The sequence below is a fragment of the Paenibacillus sp. G34 genome, from assembly GCF_056856875.1.
Genome location: NZ_CM166469.1, coordinates 5,060,071 through 5,076,640, shown reverse-complemented (window position 1 = coordinate 5,076,640; position 16,570 = coordinate 5,060,071). Strand labels below are relative to the sequence as shown.

The window sequence follows — 16,570 nt, the reverse complement described above, 5'->3', positions numbered from 1 at the left end:
AGAGAAAGCGTGTGAAGCATTGTGGGGCGCTCAGGAAGGAAATTGAAAGGAAAGAGTTCAGGAAAGTGCGGAATGTGAGAGGTACGGTGAGAGCAGAAATGGTCTTCTCGGTCATGCAGATAGTGTGAAGTGTGGAGGCAGAGCTGTGCAATTGAATAATGCAGGGAAGTGGGGCATGTGAAAGGTACAGCAGTAAGAGCAAGGAGCAGGAAAAGTAGAGGCAAGGCGGATCAGGCTGGAGTTGTATCGGGTTTGAGTAAGACAGGTAGAGCTGGCAGGGGTAGAAGCGAGATAAGAGATGGTAAGGCAGGCCGGGCCAGCCGTGCAGCGCTGGCTGGCGCAGCACAGAGGCGCCTGCGCCAAGGCTCGGCCCAGCGCAGGCAAGCCTCCGCGCAGGGCCGGCGCGCCGCGGCCCGCGCCAAGCAGCGCACGGCGATGCGCCGTGCGCCCAAGCCAGCACCGCACGCAAGCTCGCCACAGGCGATGCCTGCCAGCGGTGCTGGCCTCGCCCCGCGCCAGACGACACTCCCGCAGGGTGTCGTCCTGCCCGCGGGGCGGGAAGGCGCTGCCGCGAGTGCGGGCAGCGCAAACGGCGTGCCGCCGCCGGCCGCGGAGCATGCTGTGCAGGCGGCAGGGCCCGGCGGTTACGCCGCGGGTTACCGCGACGGCGTATTCGCCGGGGGCGAGGCGCTGGTGGCGCAGCACATCCCGCCGGATCATATTCTGCCCGCTGTGGCGGCGGCCGATTTGATCGCGGCGGGCTTCCGCCAGTATGCGCCCAGCCTGACCCGGCTGACCAGCCCTCATGAGATGGCTGGTCACATCATGGCGGCGCTGGATGCGCAGCGCCCCTTGTCTGTCGTTCGCCTCGGGGATGGCGAACTGCTTACGCTGGCAGCAGATACGGTGCTGCCAGCTGCCGAAGTGCAGGAGCTGGCACCGTTTCTGCCTTATGCAGGGGTGCCATGCTCCACTCCTGACATCCGCGCGATGCTTGCGGAAGCGATTCGGGGTGCAGACTGGGTGGGGGTGCCCATCTCACGTGCTCCGACGTTTCAGGGACTATTATTCCCAGTGCTGCGCCATTTCGGAATCGATTGGTCCCATCTGAAATTGACCAGTTCCACCATCAATTACAGTCTGCATCAGTCTCGTCTGCTGCTGCCAATTCTACAAGGACGGCGCGTGCTGCTTATCGGGAGCCAGGCGGTAGAGCTGGGAGCCTTGTTACAATTGCATGGGGTGCAGGTTACAGGCATCATCCCTGCAGTAGCAGGCATGGCAGATATTCCGAGAATAATGCAGCTGACGGCCGAGCACACCTTTGATATCGCTCTTGTCGCAGCGGGCATACCAGCGGTGGTGTTATGTAGGCGTATCGCCGGAGAACTGGGCAAAGTCGCTTTTGATTTTGGACATTTGGCAGACAAATTGGTAACAGGGGAGCTTCAACTCTAGTGAATCGTCTGGGGCAGGATATCCGGAACCCTGCTGCTGGCACGAGTGGAATGGAGGAAGCAACATGACGAAATCGGAAATACAGCCTCATCGTGTACGGAAAAATAACCAGAGGAGCTCGCAACTGAGCAGTCAGTTTAAGAATAGAGATGGAGCAGGATCAACGGGTAGCCATCCTCAACGTATGGGAACATCGACTAAGGTTCTTCTTCATGCAGCCGGTAGTCGTAAACGACGTCATTCCCTACGGAAAGGCTCAAAAAGCAAACGCGTTCTTCGAAGTAACAAGTTATACAAGCAGGGATATAACCGTGGTTACGAAGACGGTGTTCGTCAGGGACAGAATTCATTCGGGATTGTGTTTGAAGGCGTCAGCATCATCATTCCTACCTATAATCAGCGGGAATATGTGCTGCAATGTGTCTCAAGCATTGAGAAAAACACCCCGGCACCTTATGAAATCATCGTTGTAGACAATGCTTCTCAGGATGGTACGGCCGATGCTCTACTTCGCCAAGGCGGTATGGTGAGGGTTGCTGCACTGGAGAACAATCGGGGATTTGCCGGAGGAGTCAATCATGGATTGATGATGGCAAAGGGACGGCATATCGTTGTGCTAAACAACGATACCCTGGTTACTCCAGGCTGGCTTGAGAATATGATGACGTGTCTGAACAGTGATCCGCAGATCGGTGTAGTCGGCCCTGTGACGAACTATATTGGCGGGGATCAACAGATTGAGGTGCCATATCATGATGTGCAGAAGATGTGGTCTTTCGCTGCCAGTCAGAATCGTCCAGACCCGGAGAAACATCGGATGACGGATCGGCTCGTTGGATTCTGCTGGCTGTTTTCCAGAGATTTGTTTGAGCGCACAGGTTATCTGGATGAGGGTTACGCCGTAGGCAACTTTGAGGATGACGATTGGATTGTTCGGGTACGAATGCTGGGATACAGGCTTGCTGTAGCAGGTGACGCCTTTATCCATCATTTTGGAAGTGTCAGCATGAAAGCGCTCGGAGAACAGGACTTTAACACAGTAAATAAGGGCAATGAACAATTTTACAGTCAAAAATGGGGAGATCCGCAAGCGCTCATCACTGAAATTTCCAGGTTGGCACAGACCCAATATGCAGACCCTCAAACTCGATCTCAAGCGAACGTATCTTCATCAGCAGCAAAAGGGGATCTACGTCGGCAGGCTAACGGTTCCTCTTATGAAAAAAGTCACGTAACATCACCGTTCAGACGAAGCAGTGATTTCTATCCCGAAGGTGCATTCCTTGTTGATCTGAAGGGGGATGTCTATGTACTAAGAGGAGGTCAGCGCCACAAGCTGAACATTCCTGTTCCGCGCGGTATCTCGCCGGTGCTGGTCGCCAAACCTGATCTGCTGGGCATACCTGAGGGTGAACCGCTGTTGTCCGCCGGAGACATACCGAACGGATCGCATGAACCTGACCTACCTCTTGCTGCGATACCTTCCGATCCCGGCGTGGCACCTACTTACATGAGCACTGTATCTGCTGCTGATGCACCCGAATGTTGGTATCTGGTTATCAGAGGCGAACGTAGAAAGTTTGTGTCCGCTTATGCAGCGGAACGTTGGGGAATACGTTCCAGTCATGTGCAACAAATATCAACCGAACAACTCCATTCGATCCCGGAAGGGTGGCCGATTATTGCTCCGCCTCAATTGCTGAACCAGGGTTTGTAATGACCGCCGTTCGGGGTTTGAAGCAACATGTTATCATGCGGAATGAACACCACAGTGCGCTACGCAGCTTTTAAGCTGAACGTTTGCACGAATCTGTTTATTCCGCATGAGGTGTCCCATCAAAGGCTACATAGTTAAGTTGATGACTTTAGGCAAATCAAGATAAGTGAGAATATAGTTGTTGCAGAATCATGGAGAAACTTTGAAAAGATAATGAAGGCATGAGTACTTTACAACGCTTAAGTAAGGCGCTGAGCGGATGAGAGATCTAGATGTTTTCCCTTTTTTTATTTTAAATTACATAAGTTGGGTTTTAGAATGGGTAAATGAATAAATTCCCAAAATAGGTATATGGTAGAGTTATCGTATACTGTAAGATAAATAAAGGGGAATGGGGACGTTTACCCATGTTAACAAGTTTGGAGGCGGAAAATGAAAAGAGCACTTTTTATTCCTTTTCTAATCTTATTCATTCTTTCGGGGTGCAATACTCACGAAAAAATAGATATTAAATCACCATCTTATATGTTTAGCGAAGACTCCGGGATCGCTAGTGAGGTGAATTTAAGTTTAAATGGAATCTTTAACAAAAACGAAAATGCTTTTGAGGGATCTTTGTCTATCAATGATATGGCTTTCGAAAAGGTAATCTTCATGCATAAATCTTTACTAATATCTTATGAAGGCCCGAAGAGAACAGTTTTAGGAGATATTTATTTAGATGAACAGGCTAATCAATTTGCAATTATTATTACGGAACCTGAACTATACACGAAATTAACGAATGAAAAATATCAGAATGAAGGGTTAGTTATAAGTGCTCCTGCATTAAATCTAGAAGAAGCAAAGACGATTGAGGAGAAATTAAAAGCATTGGAGTGAGTCTAAACTCCTCCTTTTTTTTGAATCAAAAATGATACTGAATGTATAACTCAAAATTTAATTTTATTTTTTCTATTCTGTTATAGGATTGTTCTATTAGCAAAACCATTGACGATGCAAAGGGTCGGGAGTACATTTATAGCCATAATTCTTATTTAACAGATGGGAATTGGAGGTCTAAAGTGATCTGGTATGTCCAGGTTGTCTAATCTCTTGGATTACAATCATGAAACTCAGGAGGTATGTCGATGTCATCATCCAAAAAAGTGGTGTAGGCGGGATGGCAAATGGGAAGCTTTACTGGTGCCTGATCTAGAAAAGTTGGTCAAACTTCTGGTACGGCAGGATGAGATTGCTGCTGTCTGACGGAATAAGTTATACTCTGCCAATGCTACACCAGCAGGACACATTAGCGTTATTTTACATGGACAATATGGGTGAACCCCTTATTTAAACTTCTGATAACGTTATAGAAAAAATCTATTAGAAGCACGGTTGACCGGTTCGGCGGGGCAGTGATAAGCTGTGTGAAATTAAAACAAACCAAACTCATAGGAATAATCAATTTTGAGGGTTTACGATGCTTGCTTATTGATCTATATACACTACATTTTGGTTCTATCAAATCACCTTATTTCAGGGAAGGCGGAGTGTACATGACAGCAAAACGGAGTTTGAAATTTGGAGCCATCATTCATGGTGTTGGTGGAAGCAATACGACCTGGAGACACCCGGAGGTTCTATCCGATGCGAGCGTAAACTTTGGATTTTACAAACGTCAGGCGCTGAAGGCAGAGGAAGGCAAGTTTGATCTGGTATTCATTGCAGATGGCCTGTATATTACGGAAAAATCCATTCCTCACTTCCTGAATCGCTTTGAGCCGATCAGCATTCTTTCCGCTCTTGCTGCAGTAACTTCACACATTGGACTTGTAGGCACACTCTCCACATCCTATAGTGATCCATTTACAGTAGCCAGACAGTTCGGTTCGCTTGATCTGATCAGTGACGGACGTGCAGGCTGGAACGTGGTCACATCCCCCTTGGAAGGTACAGCGAAAAATTACAGCAAAAGTCATCATCCAACACATCCGGAGCGTTACCGTATTGCTAAGGAATATTTACAAGTGACCAAAGGATTGTGGGATTCGTGGGAAGACGATGCATTTGTAAGAGACAAGGACAGCGGAGTGTTCTTCGATCCTTCGAAACTACACACTCTGAACCATGAAGGGGAGTTCTTCTCTGTACAGGGGCCATTGAACATCGCTCGTTCACGGCAGGGACAGCCGGTTATTTTCCAAGCAGGTTCTTCAGAGGATGGCAAAACACTGGCGGCACAGGAAGCCGATGCCGTATTCACTGGACATGATAACATTGAAGATGCACAGGCGTTTTATAAAGACGTCAAAACACGGGCAGCTTCCTACGGGCGTTCAGCACAAGATATTGTTATTTTGCCAGGCATTAACCCGATTGTGGGACGGACGGCCGAGGAAGCGGAACAGAAATATCAGGAGATCGCAAGCCTGGTAACCATTGATAAAGCATTGGACTACTTGGGACGTTTCTTTGAGCATCATGATTTCTCCCAATATCCGCTGGATGAACCGTTCCCTGAACTGGATGGCATAGGCAGCAACAGCTTCCGCAGCGGAACAGACAAGATTAAAAAAGATGCCAGAGAACAGGGGTTAACGCTGCGCGAAGTTGCTTTGCGGGCTGCAACACCACGAAGTCAATTCCTGGGCACGCCGGAGCAGGTCGCAGACAAGGTTCAGGAATGGTTCGAGGCAGAAGCGGCAGACGGATTCATCATTGCTTCGGAGTTGCCTAGCGGATTGTCCGACTTTGTGGAGTTGGTGGTGCCGATTCTACAAGAACGCGGCCTCTATCGTACGGAGTATGAGCATGATACGCTGCGTGGCAATCTGGGTGTTCAGGTGCCCGCAAACCGTTATACAGTAGCTAAAACGCAGGAAGAGTCGAACGTCATCTAATCGAATGTCAAATGTCATTTAAATCGAACATCATTTAATTGTTGTAATTCATGTTAACTCAAACGCGGTGACTCTAACCTGTACTCAAAATTTAATACATTCGGATCGAATACAAGTACAGTCCATCGTTAAAATGAAGCACAAATGCATCTGGATCATAGAATTAATAAACTCAATAAAGTCTTCTTGCCTTAAAACCAACTTTTCTCATAGGAAATATAAATTATAAATAAGTTCGCTTGGCGTAGCACATTAATGACACCTGTATACACAGAGGGGGAAGCGATATGAATAGGTCTATCTCATGGACAAAAGTGGTGGCATTGGCAGTAGCGTTGGTGATGGTTTTGTCCGGATGCGGAGCAACATCGGGAGGCAAAACCAGCGGTGCGGCACAGGCTTCCGCCGGCGGGGCTCAGGCTGGTAAAGCGGAGGGGGGTAACCTCACCTTTGCACTGGCGACTTCACCGGATACACTCGATCCGCATCGTAGCGGTCTTGCCGTAGCCGTACGAGCGATTCGCACGATCTACGACAATCTGGTGGTTCAATTGCCCGATGGTTCCATCAAACCTTGGCTTGCCAAGGAATGGAGTGTATCGAAGGATGGCAAAAGTTATACGTTCAAGCTACGTGAAGACGTGAAATTCCATGATGGAACCCCGTTTAACGCCGAAGCGGTGAAGTACAATCTGGATCGGGTCATTGATCCTGCCACCAAAGCTGCCAATTCACTTGCCCTGATTAGACCTTATAGCTCCTCCGAGGTCATTGATGAGTATACGATCAAAGTTAATCTGAATGCACCTTCGCAGGCGTTTCTCGGTAACCTGAGTCAGGCATTACTAGGAATCGTGTCTCCAACGGCTGCAAAGAAATATGGGGATCAACTAGGCAAAAATCCGGTAGGCACAGGTCCGTATACCTTTGTGAAATGGGATGGAAACGCGGATATCGTAGTGGCCAAAAACAAGGATTACAACTGGGGCCCGGAAACGGTCGAAAACAAAGGGGCTCCTCATATCGATACGATCACATTTAAAATTGTACCGGAAGAAGCAACACGCATCGGAAGTGTACAGAGTAAGCAGGTGCTTGCCGCAGAGACCGTACCGCCGCAAAATATCGCTGCGCTGAAAAGTGATCCGAACCAGCAATTGTTGCAAGCCAACACGGTTGGACTGCCATACACCCTCTTTTTCAATCTGCGCAAGGCACCTTGGGATGATGTAAAAGTAAGGCAAGCGGTACAATCCGCTGTTGACATCGAGTCCATTGTGAAAACCTTGTATCTGGGTAACTACGAGCGCGCATGGTCTGCATTGTCTCCAGGCATTCTTGGCTATGACAAGGCACTTGAAGGGAGTATCACCCCGGACATCAACCGAGCTAACCAACTACTGGATGAGCAGGGCTGGGTTAAGGGAACTGACGGGATTCGTGTGAAAGACGGGAAGAAGTTGACTCTGAAATATGTGGATGGCTCCCCGAACCGGGAGAAGCGCAATGACATTGCTGCCATCATCCAGCAACAGCTGAAACCGCTGGGCATTGCGGTAGAAGTGGTGATTACCAAAGACATTGCTACTGTGATCTATCAGAACTGGGATTATGATCTGTACGGCAACAGCCAGGTCAACTCCGATCCAAATGCCTTGTACGCCTTCTATCATACCAGTGCGGAAGGGGAGCGTCCGACATTATCCGGTTTGTCTGATCCCAAGATCGACCAACTTCTGGAGCAGGGAGCGGTAGAGACGGATTCGGCAAAAAGGGTAGACATCTACAGTCAGATTCAGAAATATCTCATTGAACAGGCGGTTATTTTGCCAATATACGTATTTCCGTATACTGTGGCTGCATCCAAAAACGTTGAAGGCATCAAGTTCGATTCACTCGGTTATCCACTCTTTAATGATGTACGTATTCAGCCATAATACAAGTTGTTTTATCCATTCATCATTCCAACACGGCGTAAAGCCTGTTCCGGTTTCAGAAAGGAGCCATCCGGTATGATTCAACTGATCTTGTCACGGCTAGCAACGTCGCTTCTCGTTATATTTGGAGCTTCGGTGCTGGTGTACTGCATCATGTATCTTCTGCCGGGTGATCCGGTGCTGCTCATGCTGGACCCGTCCTCGGCTACCCCGGAGATGATTGCCAATCTCCGGGCACAGCTTGGGCTGGATCAACCCTTTTATATCCAGTTTGCGAACTATTTTGGCGATATGCTGCGCGGGGATTTTGGTCAATCCATGGTCAACTCCGATCCGGTATTGCCCAAAATTGTGGAGCATTTCCCGGCAACACTGGCATTAACGGCACTCAGCTCGCTGATTGCCATCACCATCGGAATTACACTTGGTGTTCTGTCGGCCATTCACCGGAATGGTGTGATTGATGTTGTGGCTCGTCTCGTTGGTTTGTTCGGCATCTCGATGCCCACCTTCTGGACCGGTATTCTGCTCATTCTCTTGTTTTCCGTGCAACTCGGCTGGTTCCCAGCGATGGGTTCGGATGGATTCAGTACCTTGGTGCTTCCGGCAGCCACACTAGGACTTGTCGGTGCAGGATTTATTGTGCGGATGGTGCGTAACAGCATGCTTGAAGTGATCAATGAACCGTTTATCGTTGCTTTACGGGCCAAAGGATTGTCTGAACGGGCCATCATGTATGGTCATGCACTGCGTAATGCATTGATCCCCGCCGTTACGGTCATCGGTATGTTAATTGGGGATTTGCTGGCAGGAACCGTGGTGGTAGAGACGGTATTCTCCAGACAAGGAATTGGTCGTATTATTGCTGATGCGCTAATGGCTAAGGATCTGCCGGTGGTGCAGGGCGTTGTATTTTTTACATCGATCATCTATGTCGTATTGAATTTGCTTGTAGACATCTCGTATTCGTACATTGATCCTCGGGTTCGGCGTGCTGTCCGTACATGATACAGCAAGGAACACCGCATCAGGAGGTTGCAAAACGTGAAGCGGCAGGAGAAGGAGGCGTTAATTTTATGAGCATGAAACCTTTGACGGGGCACAAAAAGGCATGGACAGCAAGTGCAGGAAGCGCAGGAAGTGTAGGGAAAGCACGCCTGTGGAGATGGAATCGCCTGCCTTGGCAGCGCCGTGTTTCATCCGTAGTATCGCGGTTATTTTTGTACACGGCGCTGCTCATCGTCATCTTCACTGTGGCCTGTGCCATCGTGCCTGGCTGGATCGCGCCTTATGATCCAACACAGATGATGACGGATGCCATTCTACAGGCTCCTTCTGCTGCACACCTATTCGGTACAGACTATTTCGGCCGGGACATCTTCAGTGTGGTTGTGCATGGCAGCATGGATTCCTTGCTGATCGGTTTTGCTTCCGTGCTTGTGGGCGGTCTCGTCGGCAGTGCTCTTGGCATCCTTGCGGGATATGCGGGAGGAATAGTTGATACGGTAACGATGCGGGCGGTGGATATTCTTATGGCCGTACCAGGTGTATTACTCGCCCTATCTGTTGCTGCGGCGCTTGGGCCAGGACTGCTGAATATTGCACTGGCTGTTGCAGTAGCTTCGATACCAGGTTATGCAAGGGTGATGCGCGGTCAGGTGATGTCCGTCAAAAATCTCCCCTTCATTACAGCCACACGTTCACTGGGCGGTTCCAATGCCCGCATTTTCTGGAAACATGTCCTGCCACACTCTTTGTCTCCGCTGCTCGTTATGGCAACGCTAGGTGTAGGAACATCCATCCTGACTGGTTCTGGACTCAGTTTCCTCGGGCTCGGAGTACTGAAAGAAATTCCGGATTGGGGTGCATTGCTGTCCCAAGGGAGAGGTTATTTGACGGTAGCCTGGTGGATTTGCACATTCCCGGGTCTGGCCATTACATTGTTTGTTCTGGCTGTGAATCTGATAGGGGACGATATTCGCGACAGGCTTGATCCCAAAGTAAAAGGAGCGGCTTAACCGCTATTTCAAGGAGGAAAATAATATGTCACATGTTGTCATTATCGCCGGAACCCCGTCCAAGCGTTCACGATTGACAGGACTTACGGATTATAGCAACCATACGTTAAGCAAAGCTGGTATTTCCGTTGAAGTGATTCAGGTGACCGATTTGCCGGCTGAAGATCTGGTGCAGGCCAAGTTCGATAGTCCGGCCATTCAGGATGCACTTGCCATTGTCGATGGAGCGGATGCCGTTATTGTGGCTACTCCGGTATATAAGGCAGCCTATTCGGGCGTGCTTAAGCTGTTTCTCGACCTGATTCCACAAGAAGGACTCCGGGATAAGGTGGCTCTGCCACTCGTCATTGGCGGTTCAATTGCACATTTGCTCGCCATTGATTATGCTTTGAAGCCTGTGCTTACCGCGCTCGGCGGACGACATATCCTTGGCGGTGTATACGCAGTGGATCAGGGGATTGAACGCAATGAGGATGGAACATTTACACTTGCAGCAGATATTACCGCACGTTTAGATCGGTCTCTGGAAGAATTACGATTGACACTGGAAAAGGATGGGATTACGATATCCTAAAACCAAGTTTTTATATAGGAAAAATAAGTAGATACGGAGGCGCCCATGAATATAGAGAACATTGAAGCGTTTGTATATATTAATCACTACGGAAGCTTCAATAAGGCGGCTGAAGTACTCTTCTTGTCCCAGCCTTCGGTTACGGCACGTATTCAATCATTGGAAAGGGAGCTGGGATGCAAGCTGTTTGACCGACTAGGCAAGCAGATCGTGCTGACGGATGAAGGGCGCAAATTTTTACCGTATGCGCAGCAGGTGCTGCAAGTGATCCAGAAGGGAAAACAGAAAATTCAGCAGCGGAGAACGACACCTGAGGCACTGCGCCTCGGAAGTACTGTGTCAGTGTCCAATTACGTCATCCCCGATTTTCTGCCCAGAATCAAGGAGTCGTATCCCGAAGTCAACATTAAACTGACAACAGCAACAACGGATCAATTGATTGCCAAACTGCTCGGTCAGGAGATTGATCTGGCGTTTGTACGCAAGGTCATGCACCCTGCGATTCGTACCGTTGCTTTTTACGAAGATCCGATACAGCTATACGTGTACAGAGGGCATCCTTTCATTGAAAGCGGACATGTCAGCATGGAGGCGATCCGGAATGAACAGCTGGTCTTTTTTGAATGTGGCTCACTGGACTGGCTTCGCATTCACCGGGCCTTCGACTCCCTGGAGTACCCGCCGGATATTACATATCATGTCGATAATTCGGAAACAGCGAAAAAACTCGTCATGCAAGGTGCGGGCATCGCTTTTCTGCCGGGGTTAACGGTGAAGAAAGAGGTACAGCGTCAAGAACTGTTCCCGATTCAAGTCCATGAGGTGGCAGGTGTGTCGCTGCAGATCAGCGTGGTGACTTTAAAAGAAGAATATTCGCCATTTGCAGAGCCTTTTGGGGAACTGCTGCGGCAATTATAGATGGAAATGACAAGGCGAATCAGAGTATATCGTTATCATTGGACAAATGAAGTTTGAAAGGAGGGCCCAGGATGAAAAGTGATCTAGAGCAGACGAGAGGACAGCTTGTGCAGCCGGAGGAAGAGCAACAACAAGTGGAGCAGAACGAGCAAGAGCGGGAAGCAGCGTGGACTTTAGATCACCCATATGTGTCGCCACAGGTACAGGATGCTGAGCAAGAGCAGGAGTTCGCGGCACATCTGACCGCAATTCGGAGGCATCTTCATCGTAATCCGGAGCTTTCTGGTGAGGAAAGGGAAACAACAGCAGCTATTCGTAGCTGGCTGGAAGAGGAAGGCGTTCGCCTTGCCGATGAGTATAAACTGCGAACGGGGCTTGTCGCTGAGATAGGACAGGGAAGTGGCCCCGTCGTAGCGCTGCGAGCGGATATTGATGCCTTGCCTATTCAGGAGGAAACGAAGCTGGAGTTTGCTTCACAGATCGCGGGCCATATGCATGCATGCGGGCACGATGCGCACACAGCTATTTTGATTGGAGCCGCACGGTTACTGAAACAGCGTGAATCCAGTTTACCCGGAAAGGTGCGATTGATTTTTCAACCTTCAGAGGAAAAAGCAACAGGTGCACGCCAAGTCATCCAGAGCGGAGCACTCGCCGATGTTCAGGCTATATTTGGTTTGCACAATAAACCGGATCTGCGAGTAGGCACAGTGGGTATTCGCGAGGGAGCGTTGATGGCAGCAGCGGATGGATTTGTCGTTAAAGTGCAGGGAGTGGGCACCCATGCGGCTGTACCTGAGGCAGGCATCGATCCGATTGTGGTTGCCGCACATATCGTTACCGCATTGCAAGCCATTGTCAGCCGGAATGTAGGTGCTCAGGAGAGTGCTGTACTCAGCGTTACGAAAATAAACAGCGGTACAGCCTGGAATGTTATTCCGGAGGAAGCGATACTTGACGGCACAGTACGCACTTTCGACGAGAAGGTGCGCGCCCGTATCCGTGAACGTTTCAATCAGGTCGTAGCTGGTGTGGCTGCAGCCTACGGCACAACGGCGACGGTACGCTGGATTCAGGGGCCACCTGCTGTGTTCAATGATGCATCGCTGGCATTGGATGCGGAACAAGTCGTGAGTGAACTTGGGCTGAACCTTGTCAGACCGCTGCCTTCGCCGGCAGGAGAGGATTTTTCCTTTTATCAAAAAGAAGTGCCGGGTCTGTTCCTCTTTCTCGGGACATCGGGACCGCACGAGTGGCATCATCCGGGCTTTGATGTAGATGAGCAGGCTTTGCCAATTGGTGCACATTTGCTAGCAGGGCTGGCTGAACAAGCATTGAAACGTCTGCAAGTTTGAAGTGTCTGTTCAAATACGTAATTCAGGCAAAAAGACATTCCTTGTGGACTATTGAGCGTATGTTGGGCATAAATCTCATTCAATTGTAATTCCCCGCAATATTTTTCAGGGCTGGCGCCGAAGCGTCAGCCTTTCCTCTGTTTTCGTTAATCTCATAACATCAAAACGTTTCAGAGAATAGTTTTGAATTTGGAAATATTTGTTGACGCCCCCCAATGAGTGTGCTATATTTTTCTCGTCCTTTAATCGTAATAATTACTATTAAATGCATAAGTTGACCTATTTATTTACACAGAAACGGAGAGGACAGAAAAAACCTGAGAAAGCGTAGCGGTCGCCTAAAAGCTTTCTGCAAGAAAGCTACATCGGAAGCATACGCTTATCATCGGATTTTTCCCTTTGGAAAAGGGAATCAAAAAAAATCTGGAGATAACAGCGATGGGAAGGTTATTCTGTCATCGGAGTGCTCCGTGTAAACTTTCTTAGTTTAACTTATGTAGAGCAAGCAACGGAGAACTTCAATTCGAATCCAAAGAACAGGAGCCGCCGCCGCGATGAAACAAGAGATTGGTTTTATTAAATGTAATCCGACACAGAACATGACCCTTCTGGTGAGAACGGATCACGCATCCGAACAATATAGTGATATCGCTTCCAGCCTGATGTCTTATGATCATGTTCACGCTGAACAAGTCGGGTTCATCAAGCAGACACGAAGACCAGAAGCCGTTGCACGCCTAGAGATGGCGGGAGGAGAGTTTTGTGGCAATGCTTGCATGGCGCTGGCAGCCCATATTGCAGCAGAAGCGGGCCTGAAGAAGCAAGCGTCCATGAATATCAAGCTGGATGTTTCAGGCACAGAGCGCTTGATCAGCTGTCAGGTGAAGCGACGAGAGCATCGGTATGATTGCCGGGTTACGATGCCTGTTCCCGATCAGATCGAGCGGCGGAAGATTACGTTTGAAGGTATGGAGCTGGAGATGGTCATTGTCCGGTATGTCGAATTCATTCATATCGTGATTGAAGTGCAACACGTTGATGACCTGATGAAGGGAAAGGCAGAACACCTTGCACGGTTACTTGGACTCACGATGGGAGACAAAATGATCGGTGTGTTGTTAGTTCACCCTGCTACGCAAGAGATGGCGCCCCTTATTTATGTCCCGCAGCTGGATAGTCTGATCTGGGAGAGAGGGTGCGGATCAGGTACGGCCTCTGTAGGCGCTTATCAGGCCTGGCTTAGACAGAGCGAAGTCACCCAGTTGGTCAAGCAACCTGGAGGTGCAATTAAGGTGACCGCTCAGTGGGGGAGCCAAGGGGTGAAGGCCATTACGATTGAGGGAACTGTTGGCATTGTTGCCTATGGCACGGCTTTTATTGATACCTTACAGGAGCAGAGCAGGAGCGTTGTAGAGGTCTGAGCAGGTACCTGAGACTGAGATGTATGATGGTTTCACCATTACAAAGTGCAGGAGGAGAGGTAATGATCACGTTGATCCACTTGGAGACCAGACTTCGTGCATTTGCCGAACAATTTGGCAAGCTTGCGGCCGGATATGATCAGACGCTTGAGCACAGTGCGGAACTGGAAGCGGTCATTAACGAGTATTCACGGTTTGTGACCGACCCTGATCACAAAATCGCTTGGGGGATGTTGAGGCAAGCAGAACTGGAGGAGCTTGACCCGTTAGTTCAAGCGTTAAGACAAAAGTCTGCTCAGTGCGTCGCGATTATGGAGAAATATCGGGCATTGAAGCTGCAGGATGGAGAAGTGCAGATTGCGGATTATTTTAAAAATATCGAAGAGTGCATCGACAAAGAGTTTGGCAGCTTTCAGGTGACGCCTGACTCTAAAGTGCTGCTGGTGGGTTCCGGTTCATTTCCGATGACCCCTTTACTAATCGCTAAACGTACCGGAGCCGAGGTGGTCGGCATAGATATCGACACAGAGGCAATCGCGCTGGGGAGAAAAGTTGTGGAGACGCTTGGGGCAGGCTTGAACATTCGTTTGGAACAGCAACTGCTGGAGGATCTGGCGTATACCAGGCAGGCGACACATCTTATTTTCAGCTCCACGGTGGCTAACAAGTATGACTTGCTCGATCAATTATATGCATTGACCAATGAACAAGTCGTTGTAGCTATGCGGTACGGCAATGAGTTGAAATCACTGTTTAATTATCCCATGAAAGAGACGGACGGTAGTAAATGGCGGCTCGCAGACAACATTTTGCGCCCGCATGATGTGTTCGATATCGCGTTGTACCAGAAGGCATTCAAGTAAAGGCTGTAAATAAGATCGCCTTGAATTCGATATCGCATAAAATTTTTTCGTGTGCATGTACGTAAAGTTTGTATTTGTTCACAAGGGAGGTATATATGAGCGGCGTTGAAAGAGTCCTGTTATGCGGCACTGGCCCGGCATCTGTCCAGCTTGCGGTAACCTTGAAAATACATCTGGGCTGTCACGTGGGAATGGCGGGAAGGGAATCGGTGCGGTCAGCATCGTTCTTTGCATCACTGGAACAGAGCCAGCAACAGGTTCAGGTGACGATTCAAAATGAGAAGCATCGACCTTTGGCAGGGAGCTGTAAGGTGGATCAGGTGTTTAGAGGATACAACACCCTCGAAGGGGAGTGGGATACGTTGATATTGGCAGTCACCACCGATGCTTATATCGATGTACTCCAAGAAATCAATGATGAATTCGTTAAACAACTGAAATTCGTTATTTTGGTTTCCCCAACCTTCGGTTCCAGTCTCCTGGTGAGCCAGTATTTGCTTGAGCGGAATGTATCCCCGGAAATCATCAGCTTCTCCACCTATCTTGGCGATACCCGCTGGGTGCATGAACAACCGTCTAATGAAGTGATCACCACGGGAGTCAAAAGGAAGGTTTACATCGGCTCCACGGTTCCCTCTTCAACCTATGTACAGCAATTAAGCGAGTTATTCGAGTGGTTGCATATTTCACTCGCCGTCATGTCTTCCCCACTGGAAGCCGAAACAAGAAATATTTCGCTGTACGTTCATCCACCGCTTTTTATGAATGATTTTTCGCTAGAAGTGATTTTTGGTGAGCAACGGGTTCAAAAGTATGTTTACAAGCTTTATCCCGAAGGGCCGATTACACCCGCGCTCATTCGCAGTATGCGGTCACAGTGGCAGGAGATCCGGCAGATTACAGACAGACTTCATATTCAGGGCGTAAACCTGCTGCAGTTTATGACGGATGACAATTATCCGGTTCGATTAGAGAGTTTATCACGTCAGGATATCGAGCAATTTGATCAATTCGAGGCCATCCATCAGGAGTTTTTATTATACATACGGTACGCCTCATTATTGATTGATCCGTTCTCGGAGCCGGATGCTACCGGCACATATTTTGACTTCTCCGCTGTTCCGTTCCGCCGAATATTTATAAACCGCGAGGGTGAACTCGACGTTCCGAGAATGCCCAAGGAAGACTATTACCGCATAAAAATGATTCAGGGCATCGCGAGACATGTGAATGTCGCCTGTCCAACGATAGATCATTTCATTGCCACATATGAAGCAAAGCTTCAGGAAGTGACGCGTACACATCCAGATCAGCGCCTGTCGACCGCGTTTGTGATCCAGTCGTTTGGGCAGGATGTTCGCATGATCTGTAACGGACTTACGGGCGGTAAGGTCTAGTTATATCTGAAGAAGCAGAGTTAAAAGTTT

13 protein-coding genes are annotated in these 16,570 nt (G+C 49.0%); all 13 read left to right on the top strand.

Annotated features, from left to right (window positions below; genetic code table 11):
* Positions 1–693 precede the first annotated feature (693 nt).
* Positions 694–1,458, top strand: coding sequence for a GT-D fold domain-containing protein (locus AC1VYS_RS23000; protein ID WP_482911626.1), 765 nt, complete (start codon positions 694–696; stop codon positions 1,456–1,458).
* Positions 1,459–1,522: 64 nt separating this feature from the next.
* Positions 1,523–3,175, top strand: a complete 1,653-nt coding sequence (locus tag AC1VYS_RS22995; RefSeq protein WP_482911625.1) for a glycosyltransferase family 2 protein — start codon at positions 1,523–1,525, stop codon at positions 3,173–3,175.
* A 432-nt stretch (positions 3,176–3,607) separates the two neighbouring features.
* Positions 3,608–4,057: a hypothetical protein gene (locus AC1VYS_RS22990; protein WP_482911624.1), complete on the top strand. Its 450-nt coding sequence runs from the start codon at positions 3,608–3,610 to the stop codon at positions 4,055–4,057.
* Between the two features lie 656 nt (positions 4,058–4,713).
* Positions 4,714–6,057 (top strand): LLM class flavin-dependent oxidoreductase, encoded by a 1,344-nt coding sequence (locus AC1VYS_RS22985; protein WP_482911623.1) that lies wholly within the window; start codon positions 4,714–4,716, stop codon positions 6,055–6,057.
* 287 nt (positions 6,058–6,344) lie between these two features.
* Entirely contained in the window at positions 6,345–7,994 is a 1,650-nt protein-coding gene (locus AC1VYS_RS22980) for an ABC transporter substrate-binding protein (RefSeq protein WP_482911622.1), read from the top strand.
* A 75-nt stretch (positions 7,995–8,069) separates the two neighbouring features.
* Entirely contained in the window at positions 8,070–9,002 is a 933-nt protein-coding gene (locus tag AC1VYS_RS22975) for an ABC transporter permease (protein ID WP_482911621.1), read from the top strand.
* Between the two features lie 68 nt (positions 9,003–9,070).
* Positions 9,071–10,012, top strand: coding sequence for an ABC transporter permease (locus tag AC1VYS_RS22970; protein ID WP_482915097.1), 942 nt, complete (start codon positions 9,071–9,073; stop codon positions 10,010–10,012).
* Between the two features lie 25 nt (positions 10,013–10,037).
* Positions 10,038–10,586 (top strand): NADPH-dependent FMN reductase, encoded by a 549-nt coding sequence (gene ssuE / locus AC1VYS_RS22965; protein ID WP_482911620.1) that lies wholly within the window; start codon positions 10,038–10,040, stop codon positions 10,584–10,586.
* 45 nt (positions 10,587–10,631) lie between these two features.
* On the top strand, positions 10,632–11,504 hold the full coding sequence (locus AC1VYS_RS22960) for a LysR family transcriptional regulator (protein ID WP_123064643.1): 873 nt from the start codon (positions 10,632–10,634) through the stop codon (positions 11,502–11,504).
* 71 nt (positions 11,505–11,575) lie between these two features.
* Positions 11,576–12,859 carry an amidohydrolase gene (locus AC1VYS_RS22955; RefSeq protein WP_482911619.1) on the top strand — a complete coding sequence of 428 codons (1,284 nt, stop codon included), beginning with the start codon at positions 11,576–11,578 and terminating at the stop codon, positions 12,857–12,859.
* 554 nt (positions 12,860–13,413) lie between these two features.
* Positions 13,414–14,280: a histidine racemase CntK family protein gene (locus tag AC1VYS_RS22950; protein ID WP_482911618.1), complete on the top strand. Its 867-nt coding sequence runs from the start codon at positions 13,414–13,416 to the stop codon at positions 14,278–14,280.
* Positions 14,281–14,342: 62 nt separating this feature from the next.
* Positions 14,343–15,143, top strand: a complete 801-nt coding sequence (locus tag AC1VYS_RS22945; protein ID WP_482911617.1) for a methyltransferase domain-containing protein — start codon at positions 14,343–14,345, stop codon at positions 15,141–15,143.
* A 95-nt stretch (positions 15,144–15,238) separates the two neighbouring features.
* Positions 15,239–16,540, top strand: a complete 1,302-nt coding sequence (locus tag AC1VYS_RS22940) for an opine metallophore biosynthesis dehydrogenase (protein WP_482911616.1) — start codon at positions 15,239–15,241, stop codon at positions 16,538–16,540.
* Positions 16,541–16,570: the final 30 nt, after the last annotated feature.

Excerpts from the sequence above, each read along its gene's own strand:
- ssuE (WP_482911620.1), top strand. The coding sequence starts at position 10,038 with ATGTCACATGTTGTCATTATCGCCGGAACCCCGTCCAAGCGTTCACGA.
- AC1VYS_RS22950 (WP_482911618.1), top strand. The coding sequence starts at position 13,414 with ATGAAACAAGAGATTGGTTTTATTAAATGTAATCCGACACAGAACATG.
- AC1VYS_RS22955 (WP_482911619.1), top strand. The coding sequence starts at position 11,576 with ATGAAAAGTGATCTAGAGCAGACGAGAGGACAGCTTGTGCAGCCGGAG.
- AC1VYS_RS22960 (WP_123064643.1), top strand. The coding sequence starts at position 10,632 with ATGAATATAGAGAACATTGAAGCGTTTGTATATATTAATCACTACGGA.
- AC1VYS_RS22975 (WP_482911621.1), top strand. The coding sequence starts at position 8,070 with ATGATTCAACTGATCTTGTCACGGCTAGCAACGTCGCTTCTCGTTATA.
- AC1VYS_RS22945 (WP_482911617.1), top strand. The coding sequence starts at position 14,343 with ATGATCACGTTGATCCACTTGGAGACCAGACTTCGTGCATTTGCCGAA.
- AC1VYS_RS22980 (WP_482911622.1), top strand. The coding sequence starts at position 6,345 with ATGAATAGGTCTATCTCATGGACAAAAGTGGTGGCATTGGCAGTAGCG.
- AC1VYS_RS22995 (WP_482911625.1), top strand. The coding sequence starts at position 1,523 with ATGACGAAATCGGAAATACAGCCTCATCGTGTACGGAAAAATAACCAG.
- AC1VYS_RS22985 (WP_482911623.1), top strand. The coding sequence starts at position 4,714 with ATGACAGCAAAACGGAGTTTGAAATTTGGAGCCATCATTCATGGTGTT.
- AC1VYS_RS22940 (WP_482911616.1), top strand. The coding sequence starts at position 15,239 with ATGAGCGGCGTTGAAAGAGTCCTGTTATGCGGCACTGGCCCGGCATCT.
- AC1VYS_RS22970 (WP_482915097.1), top strand. The coding sequence starts at position 9,071 with ATGAGCATGAAACCTTTGACGGGGCACAAAAAGGCATGGACAGCAAGT.
- AC1VYS_RS22990 (WP_482911624.1), top strand. The coding sequence starts at position 3,608 with ATGAAAAGAGCACTTTTTATTCCTTTTCTAATCTTATTCATTCTTTCG.